Source organism: Micromonospora sp. ATLC20 (genome assembly GCF_057196585.1).
In genome coordinates, this window is sequence record NZ_JBXUOV010000153.1 from 1 (window position 1) to 13,863 (window position 13,863).

Genomic DNA, 13,863 nt, shown 5'->3' on the forward strand with positions numbered 1-13,863 from the left:
GGCGTCCCCGACGGCGCCGGCGCGGCGGCCGGCGGTGGGGGCGCGGTCGGGTCGGCCGGAGGGCCGGACGACGCCGGCGGCACCGGCTCGGTGGAACCCGACGGGGGCAGATCGGACATGGGCCCTCCTCAGCGACTACGGCTGGAACGGCTCATGATCTTCCATGGTGGCCGGCCGCGACGCAGCCCCCGGTCCGGGGCCCGGTCACGGAGCGCACCGCCCGCCGCAGATCAGGCGATGACGCGGACCCGCTCGGCCTGCGGACCCTTCTGCCCCTGCGCGATCTCGAACTCGACGCGCTGGCCGTCGTCGAGCGCCTTGTAGCCGTCCATCTCGATCGCGGAGAAGTGGACGAAGACGTCCTGCCCGCCGTCGACGGCGATGAAGCCGTAGCCCTTTTCGGCGTTGAACCACTTCACGGTGCCCTGTGCCACGGTGCACTTCCTCACTCTGCGCGGCGTTCCAAGACCCGGAGACCGGCGGACCGGCACCGGCGGCGCACCGGCCCAGCGATCGGTAACGCTGAATTCGGTGACCGAAATCGCACGCTACACCAGGCGTGACGACGGCGCACGACCACAAATCGGGCATATTCCGGGCGTGGAACAGCCCGGTCGCACACGCGCGTCGGGCCGTCCGGTATGCATGCGGCATGACCAGCGTGCGCACCACGACCACCGTCCACCGGGTCCGGCCGACCGACGCCGCCCGGATGCGGGCGCTCCGGTTGGAGATGCTGGCCGACTCTCCGCTGGCGTTCCTGGAGACCGTGGCCGAGGCCGCCGCCCTGCCGCACACGGAGTTCGCGGCCCGGGTCGCGGCCGTCTCCCGGGGCGACCACAACGCGCAGTTCGTGGCCGATCCGGGCGGCCGTCTGGTCGGCCACGCCGGCGGCGTCGCGGCGCCGGACGAGCCGGGCCTGACGCTCGTCTACGCGGTCTACGTGACCCCGGCCCGGCGGGGCACCGGCCTGCTCGCGGCGCTCGTGGACGAGGTGGCGGCCTGGTCGCGCGCCTGCGGGCGGCCCGAGCTGATGATGGAGGTGGTGGTCGGCAACGACCGCGCCTACCGGGCCTATCAGAAGCTGGGCTTCGTGGACACCGGGGTACGGGTGCCGCACCCCCGGATCACCGGCCTGTACGAACTCCAGATGCGCCGCCGGGCCTGACCGGGCGCGGCGTTGATCGCGGCGTCAATGAGGGGCCCCTCCTCTACCGGAGGCGTTAAGAAGGGGCCCCTCCTTTCAGGCGTGCCGGCGGCTCTGGACGATGCGGAACCGGTTTGCCACGTACGCGCCGTCGGTCAGCGCCGAGTTGGCCGCCGCGTTCGCGCCGGAGCCGTGGAAGTCGGAGAACGCGGCCGACTGGTTGACGAACACCCCGCCGGTCAGGTTGCAGGACAGGTGCACCCCGGCGTCGACCGCCGCGGCCTCGGCCGCGTCCAGCACCGCCTCGTCGGTGGAGTAGACGCCCGCGGTCAGCGCACCCTTCTCCCCCACCGTCTCGCGCAGGATGCGCAGGCTGTGCTCGGTCGAGTCGGTGGCGATGGCGAACGAGATCGGCCCGAACCACTCCCGCGAGTAGGTGGCGGTGTCGGACGCGTCGAGCTTCACCACGGTCGGCGTACGCACCACCGCGCCGGGGAACGACGGGTGCTCGACGGTGCGCGACTCCAGCACCGGCTCGCCGACCTTGGTGACCTCCTCCAGCCGCTCCAGCACGCCGTCGTTGACGATCGCGCCGGTCAGCTCGACGCCCCGGGCCGGGTCGGCGGTCAGCTTCGCGACCGCGCCGGCGATCCCGGCGGCCACCTCGTCGAAGCTCTTGTGCCCCTGGTCGGTGGAGATGCCGTCGCGCGGGATCAGCAGGTTCTGCGAGGTGGTGCACATCTGGCCGCTGTACAGGGTCAGCGTGAAGCCGAGGTTGCGGCAGAGCCCGGCGAAGTCGTCGGTGGAGTCGATCACCACCGTGTTCAGGCCGGCCTTCTCGGTGTAGACGGCGGCCTGCCGGGCGTTCGCCTCCAGCCAGTCGCCGTACTCGGTGGAGCCGGTGAAGTCGACGATCTTGACCGCCGGGTGCAGGGCCAGCGTGGTGGCGAGCTTCTCGCCGTCCGTCTCCGGAGCGAGCTGCACCAGGTTCGGGTCGAAGCCGGCCTCGGCGAGCACCTGGCGGGCGTACTTGACGGTGATCGCCAGCGGCAGCACCGCGCGCGGGTGCGGCTTCACCACCACCGGGTTGCCGGTGGCCAGCGAGGCGAACAGACCGGGGTACGAGTTCCAGGTCGGGAACGTGTTGCAGCCGATGACCAGCGCGACCCCGCGCGGCACCACGTGGAAGGTCTTGGTCATCCGCAACGGGTCGCCCTTGCCTGCGGCCTTCTCCCAGCCGGCGGTCCCCGGGTGACGGGTCATCTCCGCGTACGCGTAGGCGATCGCCTCCAGCGCCCGGTCCAGCGCGTGCGCGCCACCGGCCTGGAACGCCATCACGAACGCCTGGCCGCTGGTGAACTGCACCGCGTTCGCCAGCTCGAACACGTTGCGGTGCAGCCGGTCCAGGATCTCCAGGCAGACACCGGCGCGGGCCTGCGGGCCGGCGTCGCGCCAGGCGGGCAGCGCCGCGCTCGCGGCGGACACCAGCTGGTCGGCGCTCGCGTGCGGGTAGCGCACGTCCAGCGCCACTCCGAACGGGCTGGTCTCGGTCGCCACTGTGGTGCCGTCACCGGCCTGGTCGAGCGGGAAGTCGCCGCCCAGGTACGCCTCGAAGGCGGCCTTGCCGTCGGCGGCGGCCGTCTCGCCGTACACCCGGGGGCTGGGCGACTCGGGGTAGGCCGACCAGTACCCGCGCTCCGCGATGGCGGTCAGCGCCCGGTCGAGGGTCTCGCGGTGCCTGTCGTACAGGGGGTGCGGGGTCTCCGTCATGCCCGCCATCATGCAACAGAAAGGCACCAGATCAGTAGGGGCGTGTCACAACTGGAGATTGTCCGCGGTCGTGACCGGGGAGGGCGTAGCACACCGCACGTCGGGTATGCCGCACCGGCGACGACGACGGGTGGTACCGATGCGGATGACAGAGATCCGGGTACACGGGGTCGGCGACCGTGGCCCCGAGGCCATCCTCGACCGCCCGATCGTGGTCCGGGTGGCCGGTGACGCGAACGCCGGGTTCTACCGTCCCCGGCCGGGCTTCGGCGATCCGACCGGCCCGGGCGGGGTGACGCTGGAGGCGTACCGCTGGGGACCGCTCGCCGGCGGCCGGGCCCGCCGGACCCTGCTGCTGGTCCTGTTGCTGCCGTTCATGCTCGCGAACATCGCGGTCTGGATGCTGCCGGTGGCCGGACGCGAGGCGGCGGTGGACCGCGCTCTCTGCCGGCTGTTGGCCGCAACCCTGACCGCCCTGTACGTGCTCTCCCTCGTCGGTGTCTCCCTCGACCTGGTCGCCTGGCAGTGCACCGCCTACCCCCGGTGCGTGGAGGCGCGGCGGTGGGTGTCCTGGCTCGCCGGGGTTCCGGTCGGCGCCCGGCTGGCGATCCTGGCGATCGTGCCGATTGCCGGGATCGCCGTGCTGTGGCGACTGAGCGCCCGGACCTGGCAGCTCCCCGAGGACGCTCGCGGCGCCGCCCAGGGTGTGGGCGCGGACCGGCTGGACGAGCCGGCCTTCTGGGACACCCGGGCGCTGCTGCGCCGCCTGCGTTCGCTGCACGTGGCCATCGCGCTCGGCACGCTGGACGTCGCGCTCCTGCTTCCCGTCACCGGGCAGGACCGGTCCCCCATCGGGTACGTGCTGCTGGCCGCCGACGCGGCGCTGCTCGCCGTCGCGCTCGCGGTGCTCTGCCGCCCATCCGTCGAGCGGCGCGGCACCGGGCCGGGCAGCGAGATCATCGTCCGTTCGGTGCGGCTGGCCGCCCTCGGGCTCACGGCCCTGGCCCTGGCCTACGCGTTGGTGCCGCGCCCCTCGTGGCGGGCGCAGGACACCCTGCCCGGCTCGGAGGAGATGTCCTCCGCCCTGTTCGTCGCTCAGGTCGTCCTGGTGACGGCGCTCGGGGTGAGGACGGCCGTGCAGGGACGGCGGCCCTCGATCAGGCCGCACATCATGGTTCTCGGGCTGGGCGCGCCGGTGCTCACGACTCTCGCCGTCGGGATGGCGGTGGCCTACTCCGCGGCGGTCAACTTCCTGCTGGCCGGGTATCTCGACCGGGGGTCGGAACCGACCCTGGCCCGCCCGCTGCCACCAGGAGCGCCGCCGCTGTGGCCGCCCGCCGCCTTCCGCTGGGTGATCCTGGGAATCTCGCTGGCGCTGCCCGTGGCGGCACTGCTGGCGCTGGCCGGCGGTCGGCTCGGCCGGGCCCGCCGGCTGCGGGCCGCGGAGGAACTGGTCCGACAGGAGTTCCCGGAGGTGCCCCGGGTGCCACCCGAGCGGGTACGCGCGGTCCGGCGGGCGATCGTCCGCTCCTGGCTCTCCGACCGGCTCGGCGCGCCACTGCTGACGACGTCCGCGGCCCTCGTGCTGCTGACCCTCGGCGCGGCGGGGATGTCACCGTGGTACGGCGGGCCGGGCCAGCTGGCGCTGGAGCTGGGCGGGCCGAAGCTGGGCCTACCGATCGTCTTCGTGACCGATCTGGGGACCTTTGTCATCGTATGGCTCGCGGTCGCCCTCGCGGTGGTCGGTCTGCGGGGCCCCCGGTCCCCGGCCGGACGGATGGTCGCGGTGCTCTGGGAACTGGCCACGTTCTGGCCGCGGGCGACGCACCCCCTGGCGCCCCCCTGCTACGCCGAGCGAGTGGTGCCGGATCTGACCCGGCGGATCCGCACCCTGACCGCCGGGGGAGACGGCGTCATCCTGGCGGCGCAGAGTCACGGCAGCGTACTGGCCGCTGCCACCGTGCTCCAACTACCCCCGGACCGCCTGCGCCGACTCGCTCTGCTCACCTACGTCACCCCGCTGACGCGCCTGTACGCCCGGATCTTCCCGGCGTACGTCAACGAACGACAGTTGCACGAGGTGGGCGAGCGGATCGGCTGGCGCTGGATCAACCTGTGGCGGCGCACCGACCCGATCGGGGGCCCGGTGTTCCCGGACGCCTCGCCGGCGTATCCGGCCGGCCGGGTCGATCGGCGCGTACGCGACCCGCGCGGCCTGCTGATCCCGCCGACCGACACCGTGCCGCCGGCCGTCAACCGGCACCGCTTCGAGCCGGACGACGACTTCCACGCGGCGATCACGGAACTCAGCGCGCGGCTCCGCGCGGGCGGGTAGCCGCGCCTCGGACGGTCGCGTCAGGCGCGGGGCCGCGCATGGCGGGAGGTCGTCAACTGCCAGTCGATCGAGCCGGCCACCGGGCGGAAGCCGAGCTTCTCGTTGATCGCGATCATGTGCCGGTTCGCCGCCGCGTTCCAGGTGTCGACGGCCCGCAACGCCGGTTCGTGCGCCAGCGCGTACGCCAGGTTCTCCGCCTTGCAGAGCAGGCCGAGCCGGTGGCCGCGGTGATCGGGGTCGACCAGGGTGATCTGCTGCCAGGCGTGGTCGGTGCTGCTCGCGTCAAGGCTGAGCTGGGTCCAGCCGACCAGGCGGCCGGTCGCCTCGTGCACCGCACCGGTGTTGTAGCGGCGTACGCCCCGGGCGTCCAGCGCCCGTTCCGCGTCCCGCACCCGCGCCGCGTCCATCCGCTCCGGCTCCCAGTCCAGCTCGCCCATGGGCGCGTCGAGCAGCAGCCGGCCCTCCAGGTAGGCGGCGTCCGCGACGTACTCGTCGGGCGCGTGCTCGCGCCACCGCACCAGCCGGTAGCCGGTGGCCGCGGCGCGGGCCTCGGCCAGCAGCGCGGCGAGCCGGTCACGGTCGAGCCCGGTCACGTCGAGCCGGCGGCGGACGTCGGCCAGCGCCGGCTCGGCGCCCAGGGCGGCGGCGAACGCGGCGCCGGGGAAGACCTGGTCCTCCTCGCCGGGCAGCGCGGCGGCGGTCGAGCCGACCAGGCGTTTGCCGCCGCGCTCGCGGAGCAGCCGGACGCCGTGCTCGTGCAGCGCGCGTCCGATGCCGCGCCGCCGGTACGCCGGGTCGACGGTCAGTTCGACGCTCGCGTTCTCGGTGTTCTCGATCGTGTGCAGGTGCAGCCGGAGCCAGCCGACCGGCAGCCCGTCCAGGCGGGCGACGAGCCAGCGTCCCTCGATGCCGGGCATCGGGTGCGACAGCAGCGCCTCGAAGCGGCGGCGGCAGGTCGGCGGAAGGTCCGGTTCGTCGACGGCCTGGGCGGCGCAGGCGATCCGGTACACCGCGTCGAGCGTCTGCCGGTCGGTGGGATCCAGCGGCGTCACGGTGAGCGTCATGCCACCGAGGGTGCGCCGGACACAGCGAAGGGGCCAGCGGTTTTCCGCCGACCCCTTCGAACGTTGGTCGGGAGGGACGTCCGCACAACGCCTCCGGCGTTGGGTCGCAAGAACTTGAAAAGTCTCCGGCGGATGCCCTCCCGCACGAAGCATCTTGCGCCGTCCGGTTCCTGCCGTCAAGTCCTTGAGGGTGGTTTTCTGGCACTCACCGCACATCACCGGTTACCCACCGGTCTCACCCGATCCCCCACCCGGGCGAGCCCCACCTCCCCCACCCGGCCACCCCGGCCCGGCCGGGGTGGCGGGAGAAGGGACCGTCAGGCGAGGAGGCCGGCGTCGCGGGCGGCGCGCAGGCTGGGCTTGATGCGGTGGGTGGGGCCGACCTGGGCGGCCACCGCGTCGAGCGTCTTCAGGCCCTCGCCGGTGTTGAAGACGACAGTCTCGGCGGACGGGTCGAGCCGGCCCGACTCGACCAGCTTGCGCAGCACGGCGACGGTCACGCCGCCGGCCGTCTCGGCGAACACCCCTGTGGTACGGGCGAGCAGCCGGATGCCGGCGCGGATCTCGTCGTCGTCGGCGTAGTCCATCCAGCCGCCGGTACGGCGCACCGCCTCCAGCGCGTACAGCCCGGCGGCCGGGTCGCCGATGTTCAGCGACTTGGCGATGCCGACCGGCTTGACCGGCGTGATCGTGTCGGTGTCGCCGTGCAGCGCGGTGGCGATCGGGTTGCAGCCGGCCGACTGCGCGCCGAACACCTTCCAGCCACCGGCCGGCGCCTCGACCAGCCCGATCTCGACCAGCTCGGTGAACGCCTTGTCGATCTTGGTGAGCAGCTCGCCACTGGCCATCGGGATGACCACCTGGGCCGGGATCCGCCAGCCGAGCTGCTCGGCCACCTCGTAGCCGAGCGTCTTGGAGCCCTCGGCGTAGTAGGGCCGCACGTTGACGTTGACGAACGCGGTGTCCTCGAACTCGTCGGTCTCCACCAGTTCGCCGCAGAGCCGGTTCACGTCGTCGTACGAGCCGTCGATGGCGACCAGGTCGCCGCCGTACACGGCGGTGGTGACGACCTTGCCCTGCTCCAGGTCACCGGGGATGAAGACGACCGACGGCACGCCGGCCCGGGCCCCGTGCGCGGCGACGGAGTTGGCGAGGTTGCCGGTGGAGGCGCAGGCGTAGCGGGTGAAGCCGAGCGCCTGGGCGGCGGTGAGCGCCACCGAGACGACCCGGTCCTTGAACGAGTGGGTGGGGTTCGCGCTGTCGTCCTTGACCCAGAGCGGCGCGGTGAGCCCCAGCTCGGCGGCGAGGTTCGGGGCGGCGACCAGCGGGGTCAGCCCCGGGTCGAGCGTGACCCGGGTGGCCGGGTCCTGACCGGCGGGCAGCAGTGCCGCGTACCGCCAGATGTTCGCCGGACCGGCCTCGATCTGCTCCCGGGTGACGGTGGCGAGCGCGGCGGTGTCGTAGTCGACCTCCAGCGGCCCGAAGCACTCGTAACAGGCGTGCTGGGCGGCCAGCGGGTAGCGCGCCGAACAGGCGCGGCAGACCAGGGCGCGGGCCGGGCTGAGGGTGGTGTCGATACCGGTGGCGACGGGAAGCGTCGACGTCATGTCGAGGAGTTCCTCTCATCTTTCCCCGCATCGCCGGGTGCGGCGGGGACGGAATTGGCACCTGCCCGCTGTCGCTCGTCGTCGAGCGTGCGGGTGGTTGCCGGGGCGTCGTCGGGCCGTATCCCTCAGCCCCTCTGGATGAGGTATTCAGTTGTGCCGCCGAGTCTATGCGCTGCTCACGGCCGCGCCACCTCGGGATCCCACGCTGTGGGCCGGCTCAGCGTCCGACCACCGCGACCGGGTCCACCACCGCGGGCCGGTCCACCACCGCGACCGGTGCCGGCGCCGTCGCGGTCGCCGCTGCCGAGGGGGCACGGGTGACGAGGTTCGCGGCCACCAGGGCGGCGATGGTCAGCCCGGCGCCCACCAGCTCCACCGCGACCGGCCGGTATCCGCGCACGATCTGCACCGCGAACGTGGCCACCGGCACCAGGTTCATGAACAGCGCGGCATTCGCCGGGCCGAGCCGCCGCACGCCGGTGTTCCACGCCAGCACCGCGAGGACGGCGGCGACCAGCACCGCGTACGCGAGCTGCGGAGCGACGGCGACGAGGTCGGCGGTGGACGGCGCGTGCTGGAGCCCGGTGAGGTCGGCGACGGCGCTGGCGCCGATCATGGCGATCATGCCGGCGACGGCGGTCAGCGTGGTGTAGCGCAGCGCGGACCACTCGGGGAACCGGCTCGCGCCGTGGGTGTAGAACGCCCAGCCGAACACGGCACCGATCATGAGCAGACCGCCCCAGCCGAACTGGCCCAGCCCGTCGAGCCGGCCGCGGGTGATAACCAGGCCGACGCCGGCCAGGGCGACGAGCGAGATGCCGAGCAGTACCGGACGTGGGCGGACGCCGTCGCGCGCCCAGCGGACGAACTGGGTGACCAGCGGCACGGTGGCCGCGAACAGCGCGATCTGCTGCGGCGCGGCGTGGCCGAGGGCGAGATTCGTCAGCGTGTTGAACCCGGCGAAGCCGAGCGCGCCGAGGAGCACCACCTCGAGCCCGCGCCGCTGGGTGGACAGGGCGGCCACGCCCTCGCGGGCCAGCAGCAGGGCGAGCAGCACGGCGGTGGCGAGCACGTACCGGACGGTGGTCAGGTTGAGGGCGTCGACGCGGGTGAGCGCGCTGGCGAGCACGGGGAACATGACGCCCCAGCTGACCACGGCGAAGATCGGGAGGGTGGCGTGACGGGAACGCATCGCAGCTCCTATGTTCGAGTATCGTCGAACCAACGCCCCGACTCTAGGAACTTGTTCGACGATTGTCGAACATGGGTTATCGTTGTCACATGGAGCTGCACGAACCCGAGCTGCGCGAGGTGCCCGTCACCGCCGTCCTGGCGGCGCTGGCCGACGACGTCCGGCTGCAGATCGTGCGCGCGCTCGCGCCGGGCGGAGAACACGCCTGCGGCTCGTTCGAGTTCGGTGTCTCCAAGGCGACCCGCAGCCACCACCTCAAGGTGCTGCGGGAGGCCGGCCTGACCCGCACCCGGGTCGCCGGCACCACCCGCTACGTTCGGCTGCGCCGCGAGGAACTGGACCGCGTCTACCCGGGCCTGCTCGACGCGGTCATCGCCGAGCGCGACGGAGTGGCATGATCGCCGGATGCGGAGACCGGCGCGCCTGATCGGCGCCCTCACCGGCGTGGCGCTGCTGACCGCCTGCGCCCCGGCGCAGGGGCCCGCCGACGGGCGGCTGCCCGACCCGCCCCTCACCGGTGTCGACCCGCTGACCACGGTGCCGCCGCGACCGGGCGCCCCCACGGCCGGGCCGGCACCCGCCGCCACCTGCTCCCCCGAGGGCATCGCGATCACCGAGCTGGGCGTGAGCGCCGCGATGGGGCTGCGGGCGATGGGCCTGGACCTGCTCAACTGCGGCGACCAGCCGTACGAGCTGCGTGGCTATCCGGCGGTCACGCTCCGGGACGCCGACGGCGACCCGATCGAGGTGCGGATCATCCCGGGTGCCAAGCCGATCACCTCCGGCTTCGACCACCCGCCCACCCGGATCGTGCTGGCCCCCGGCGAGCGGGCCGGCGCGGCGTTGATCTGGCGGAACCTGGTCACCGACCCGACAGTGGTGGCGACGGACGGCACCGAACTCGACGTCGCGCCGGTGGCCGGCCGGCCGGCGTACCCGGTCGCCCTGGACGGGCCGATCGACCTCGGCAACACCGGCCGGCTGGGCGTCAGCGCGTGGAAGCGCCGGGAGCCCGGCCCGGCCGGCACGCCCACGCCGGCCGCCCCACCGCCGCCCACGACGCCGCCGGTCAATCCGCTGTAGAACCAGAACCCGGCACGGGAGCGCCCCGACCGGGATCTGGTTCGGCGCGGACGCTCAGACCGGGACCGAGGCCGGCGCGGCGGCGCGCTCGGCCGGGACGGCGTTGCGGCGGGCCAGCAGCGCGTCGATCGCCCAGTTGCCCGGGCCGAGCACCGCGACCAGCAGGAACGACCAGCAGAAGAGCGCGGCCAGCTCGCCGCCGTTCTGCATCGGCATCAGGTGGTGCGGCTGGTGCACCACGAAGTACGCGTACGCCATCGAACCGGAGGCGAGCAGCGCGGCCGGCCGGGTGAACAGGCCGACGAGCACCAGCGCGCCGCACACGAGCTGGATCAGCGCCGCCCACCAGCCGGGCCAGGTGGCGAACGGGACAGCGCCGCCGGTGGCCGGATTGCCGCCGAAGACGCCGAATATCGAGGCGGCGCCGTGGCAGAGGAAGAGCAGGCCGGTGACGATGCGGAACAGGGACAGTGCGGGGGCCTTCAGCTGCGCCGGGATCATGGGAACCTCCTGGTACGGGTGGCGGACGCCGTCCAGGATGGCGGGACTATTGATAGATGTTAATCGATATCTTTGCAGGCGGGACAATCTCATGGGAACGCTCCCATGATATGGGCCCGGCCGCCCCGCCGCGACCCCGTCCGGTCACCTCAGCTCGTGACGTCCTTGCGGGTGAAGCGCCAGAAGGCCAGGCCCCAGAACAGCGTGGCGTAGACGACCGCCGAGAACGCGCCCTTGACCACGTCGTCGGTCTGCATCGGCGTGGACAGCAACCCCAGCCAGGCGCTGCTGTAGTGGGTCGGCAGCAGGTTGCGCAGCCCGCCCAGCGCGGTGATCTGGTCCAGGATGCTGGAGAGGATCCACAGCAGCACCGCCCCGCCGACCGCACCCAGCGCGGCGTCCGTGGTCACCGACAGCAGGAACGCCAGCCCGGCGACCACCAGCAGCACGACCGCGAGATAACCGAGTACGCCGAGCAACCGCAGCAACCCGTCTGCAGGCGCCAGCTCGGCCGAGACCTGGCTGCTCAGCGGCTTCCAGCCGTACCGGAGCGTGCCGGCGAGCAGCGCGGTGCCGGCCAGCAACAGCAGGGCCAGCCCCGAGTACGCGAGCGCGACCACCAGCTTCACCGCGAGCAGCCGGGCCCGGGGCACCGGCACCGCCAGCAGGTAGCGCAGGCTGCCCCAGCTCGCCTCGCTCGCCACCGTGTCGCCGCAGAACAGCGCCACCACCACGACCAGCAGGAACGACGCGGACACCAGGATCGAGAACAGGGTGAAGTTGAGCCCGCCCGACGTGGCCAGGTCGGCCAGGCTGGAGAACTCGCCCCGCCCGCCGCCGTCGTCGTCCCCGGCGTCGAACTGGAACGCCACCAGGATGATCAGCGGCAGCAGCACCATGAACCCCAGCGCGAGCTGGGTACGCCGGCGCGACGCCTGCCGCCGGAACTCCGCCGCGAACGGGAGCGTGGCCGAGGGCCGGTAACCGGCAGCCGCCCCGCCCGCGCCCGGCGCCGCCGTACCGGACGTGCCGCCGCCAGGCGACTCTGCCACAGACGAACCCGCCATCACCGGTCCCCGCTTCCCCGAGAGTTCTCGCCCACCAGGGCGAGGAACGCGTCCTCCAGGCGGCGCCGGGGCACCACCCGGTCCACCCCGATGCCGGCGCGGACCAGTTCGGCCACCACCTCGCTGCGGGCGGTGCCGTTGGTGTCGACCACCAGACCGCCCTCGGTGTCGGGCAGCACCCGTACGCCGTCGAGCCGGTCGAGCACCGTCCGGGCCGCGTCCGGGTCGCTCACCTCGAACAGCACGCTCGGCGACTCGCCGACGATGTCCTCCACCGGGCCGGACGCCACGATCCGCCCCTTGTTCACCACCACCGCGTGCGTGCAGGTCTGCTCCACCTCGGCCAGCAGGTGGCTGGAGACCAGCACCGCCCGCCCGTCGGTGGCGTAGCGCTGGAGCACCCGGCGCATCTCGGCGATCTGCGGCGGGTCCAGCCCGTCCGTCGGCTCGTCCAGCACCAGCAGCTCGGGCAGGCCGAGCATGGCCTGGGCGATGGCCAGCCGCTGCCGCATGCCGTGGCTGTACTTCTTCGTCCGCCGGTGCACCGAGTCGCCCAGGCCGGCGATCTCCAGCGCCTCGTCGAAGTGCGCGTCCTCCCACGGCCGGCCGGTCGCCCGCCAGTACGCCTTGAGGTTGTCCAGACCGGACAGGTGCGGCAGGAAGCCCGGCCCCTCGACCAGCGCGCCGATCCGGGACAGCACCGGCGAGCCCGGCACCAGCCGGTGCCCGAAGACGTAGATCTCTCCGGCCGTGGGCTGGGTCAGCCCCATCAGCACCCGCAGCGTGGTGGTCTTGCCCGCCCCGTTGGGTCCGAGCAGGCCGACCACCCGACCGGGGTGCACCTCGAAGTCGACGTCGGAGACCGCGACGAAGCCGTCCGCGTACTCCTTGCGCAGGTTGCGTACGGCGAGCGGGACGCCCGCGTACTCCGGGTGCACGGAGTCGTCCTGGCGGCGGTGCCGGCGGCGGGTGAGCAGCACGACCACGACGAGCCCGGCCACGATCGCGGCGAGCAGGCCGGCCAGCGCCCAGCGCCAGATCGTCGCGGTGGTGGGGATCGGCGTGGAGTCGACGGTGGGCAGCGTCAGCGGCCCGTCGGCGAGCGCCACCGTGTGCACGGCCGGTTCGGCCGGCGAGGCGTACGCCTGGTCCGACGTCGCCACCACGAGCCGCAACCGGTGCCCGGCCTCGACCCGCCGGACGATCCCCGGCAGCGTCACGGTGACCGGCGTGGCCGCGTCGACGGTGGCCGGCAGGCCGGTCAGGCGCACCGGCGCGACCAGGCCGGACGGCAGCGTGGCGGCGCCCTGCGGGTCGACGTCGTAGAGCTTCACGAACAGCACCGCCTCGCCGGTCGGTGAGGCTGCCCTGATCCGCACCGTGGGCGCGCCCACCACGTCGACCGGCTCGTCCAGCGGCGCCGACTCGAAGCGGGCGTGCTGGCCGGGGATGTCACCGGCGACGCCGTCCAGCAGCGAGCCGAGCGCACCCGCGAACGGCACCGAGGAGATCGCCGCCGGGTTGCCGTTCGGCGGTACGGCGACCGGCTGCGGCGGACCGGCGAGCGTCACCTCGCGGCGATCCTGCCCGGCCAGGCCCGGATAGTCGGCGGTACGGAAGCCGGTGGCGACCAGGCCCCGGTCGAGCGCGTCGAAGCCGGCGATCCGGGAGAACGTGAACGTGTCGCCGGGGGCAGCTCCGTCACCCTTGACGTAGTGGTCGAGCCACTGCGCGGTCAGGAACTTCACCCGGTCGGAGTCGGAGGTGGGTCCGGAGCCGCCGTCGTGGCCGCCGGTGAACCAGGCGACCCGTACCGGCGTGCCGGCCGCCGCGATGCCCCGGGCGTTGGCGTCCGCCTCGGCCAGCGGGAACAGCGTGTCCGCCTCGCCCTGCACCAGCAGCGTCGGCGACTTGATCCGGTCCAGCACGCCGGCCGGCGACGACCGGCGCAGCAGCTCGACCGCCGCCGCGTCGGCCCGTCCGGTGGTGGCGATGCGCAGGTACGCGGCGCAGACGTCGGCCGCGAAGCGCCCGCAGGACGGGTCGGCGGCGCCGGCCGGCGCGCGACCGGAACCTGTGCCCGGCCCGGCGCCCGGC

The 13,863-nt window shown here is 73.5% G+C and carries 12 protein-coding genes and 1 riboswitch; of the genes, 4 read left to right on the forward strand and 8 right to left on the reverse strand.

Annotated features, from left to right (window positions below):
* Positions 1-230: 230 nt before the first annotated feature.
* Entirely contained in the window at positions 231-434 is a 204-nt protein-coding gene (locus AC2CHG_RS24425; protein ID WP_013288855.1) for a cold-shock protein, read from the reverse strand.
* A 218-nt stretch (positions 435-652) separates the two neighbouring features.
* Between AC2CHG_RS24425 and AC2CHG_RS24430 the strand changes: the two genes are divergently transcribed.
* Positions 653-1,168 carry a GNAT family N-acetyltransferase gene (locus tag AC2CHG_RS24430; RefSeq protein ID WP_484525652.1) on the forward strand — a complete coding sequence of 172 codons (516 nt, stop codon included), beginning with the start codon at positions 653-655 and terminating at the stop codon, positions 1,166-1,168.
* A gap of 75 nt (positions 1,169-1,243) precedes the next feature.
* On the opposite strand, the gene paaN is transcribed toward AC2CHG_RS24430, so the two are convergent.
* Positions 1,244-2,917 (reverse strand): phenylacetic acid degradation protein PaaN, encoded by a 1,674-nt coding sequence (gene paaN, locus AC2CHG_RS24435; RefSeq protein ID WP_366620211.1) that lies wholly within the window; start codon positions 2,915-2,917, stop codon positions 1,244-1,246.
* Positions 2,918-3,056: 139 nt separating this feature from the next.
* Between paaN and AC2CHG_RS24440 the strand changes: the two genes are divergently transcribed.
* The gene (locus AC2CHG_RS24440) at positions 3,057-5,252 is read left to right on the forward strand and encodes a hypothetical protein (RefSeq protein ID WP_484525653.1); all 2,196 of its coding nucleotides are present in this window, start codon (positions 3,057-3,059) and stop codon (positions 5,250-5,252) included.
* Positions 5,253-5,272: 20 nt separating this feature from the next.
* On the opposite strand, the gene AC2CHG_RS24445 is transcribed toward AC2CHG_RS24440, so the two are convergent.
* From AC2CHG_RS24445 to AC2CHG_RS24455, 3 genes are all read right to left on the reverse strand, one after another.
* Entirely contained in the window at positions 5,273-6,316 is a 1,044-nt protein-coding gene (locus tag AC2CHG_RS24445; protein WP_484525654.1) for a GNAT family N-acetyltransferase, read from the reverse strand.
* A gap of 317 nt (positions 6,317-6,633) precedes the next feature.
* Complete coding sequence (gene thrC / locus AC2CHG_RS24450) at positions 6,634-7,923, reverse strand: threonine synthase (protein WP_402814068.1); 1,290 nt, start codon at positions 7,921-7,923, stop codon at positions 6,634-6,636.
* Positions 7,924-7,935: 12 nt separating this feature from the next.
* Positions 7,936-8,068, reverse strand: a riboswitch (SAM riboswitch).
* Positions 8,069-8,140: 72 nt separating this feature from the next.
* Positions 8,141-9,115 (reverse strand): DMT family transporter, encoded by a 975-nt coding sequence (locus tag AC2CHG_RS24455; protein WP_484525655.1) that lies wholly within the window; start codon positions 9,113-9,115, stop codon positions 8,141-8,143.
* 89 nt (positions 9,116-9,204) lie between these two features.
* On the opposite strand from AC2CHG_RS24455, the gene AC2CHG_RS24460 reads away from it, so the two are divergent.
* The gene (locus AC2CHG_RS24460; protein ID WP_135242255.1) at positions 9,205-9,513 is read left to right on the forward strand and encodes an ArsR/SmtB family transcription factor; all 309 of its coding nucleotides are present in this window, start codon (positions 9,205-9,207) and stop codon (positions 9,511-9,513) included.
* A 7-nt stretch (positions 9,514-9,520) separates the two neighbouring features.
* A complete protein-coding gene (locus AC2CHG_RS24465) occupies positions 9,521-10,198 on the forward strand; it encodes a DUF4232 domain-containing protein (RefSeq protein ID WP_484525656.1) in 678 nt (225 codons plus the stop codon).
* Between the two features lie 54 nt (positions 10,199-10,252).
* Here the strand turns inward: AC2CHG_RS24465 and AC2CHG_RS24470 are convergent, their stop codons facing one another.
* From AC2CHG_RS24470 to AC2CHG_RS24480, 3 genes are all read right to left on the reverse strand, one after another.
* Positions 10,253-10,699 carry a DoxX family protein gene (locus tag AC2CHG_RS24470; RefSeq protein ID WP_194801865.1) on the reverse strand — a complete coding sequence of 149 codons (447 nt, stop codon included), beginning with the start codon at positions 10,697-10,699 and terminating at the stop codon, positions 10,253-10,255.
* A 149-nt stretch (positions 10,700-10,848) separates the two neighbouring features.
* Entirely contained in the window at positions 10,849-11,766 is a 918-nt protein-coding gene (locus AC2CHG_RS24475; protein ID WP_366620203.1) for an ABC transporter permease subunit, read from the reverse strand.
* The coding region (locus AC2CHG_RS24480) for an ATP-binding cassette domain-containing protein (RefSeq protein ID WP_484525657.1) at positions 11,766-13,863 on the reverse strand (2,098 nt) is incomplete at its 5' end. The genes AC2CHG_RS24475 and AC2CHG_RS24480, both read right to left, overlap by 1 nt.

Bases quoted from the DNA above. Each gene is read 5' to 3' on its own strand.
- AC2CHG_RS24460 (WP_135242255.1), top strand. From the start codon at position 9,205: ATGGAGCTGCACGAACCCGAGCTGCGCGAGGTGCCCGTCACCGCCGTC.
- thrC (WP_402814068.1), bottom strand. From the start codon at position 7,923: ATGACGTCGACGCTTCCCGTCGCCACCGGTATCGACACCACCCTCAGC.
- AC2CHG_RS24430 (WP_484525652.1), top strand. From the start codon at position 653: ATGACCAGCGTGCGCACCACGACCACCGTCCACCGGGTCCGGCCGACC.
- AC2CHG_RS24445 (WP_484525654.1), bottom strand. From the start codon at position 6,316: ATGACGCTCACCGTGACGCCGCTGGATCCCACCGACCGGCAGACGCTC.
- AC2CHG_RS24465 (WP_484525656.1), top strand. From the start codon at position 9,521: ATGCGGAGACCGGCGCGCCTGATCGGCGCCCTCACCGGCGTGGCGCTG.
- AC2CHG_RS24440 (WP_484525653.1), top strand. From the start codon at position 3,057: ATGCGGATGACAGAGATCCGGGTACACGGGGTCGGCGACCGTGGCCCC.
- AC2CHG_RS24470 (WP_194801865.1), bottom strand. From the start codon at position 10,699: ATGATCCCGGCGCAGCTGAAGGCCCCCGCACTGTCCCTGTTCCGCATC.
- AC2CHG_RS24475 (WP_366620203.1), bottom strand. From the start codon at position 11,766: ATGGCGGGTTCGTCTGTGGCAGAGTCGCCTGGCGGCGGCACGTCCGGT.
- paaN (WP_366620211.1), bottom strand. From the start codon at position 2,917: ATGACGGAGACCCCGCACCCCCTGTACGACAGGCACCGCGAGACCCTC.
- AC2CHG_RS24455 (WP_484525655.1), bottom strand. From the start codon at position 9,115: ATGCGTTCCCGTCACGCCACCCTCCCGATCTTCGCCGTGGTCAGCTGG.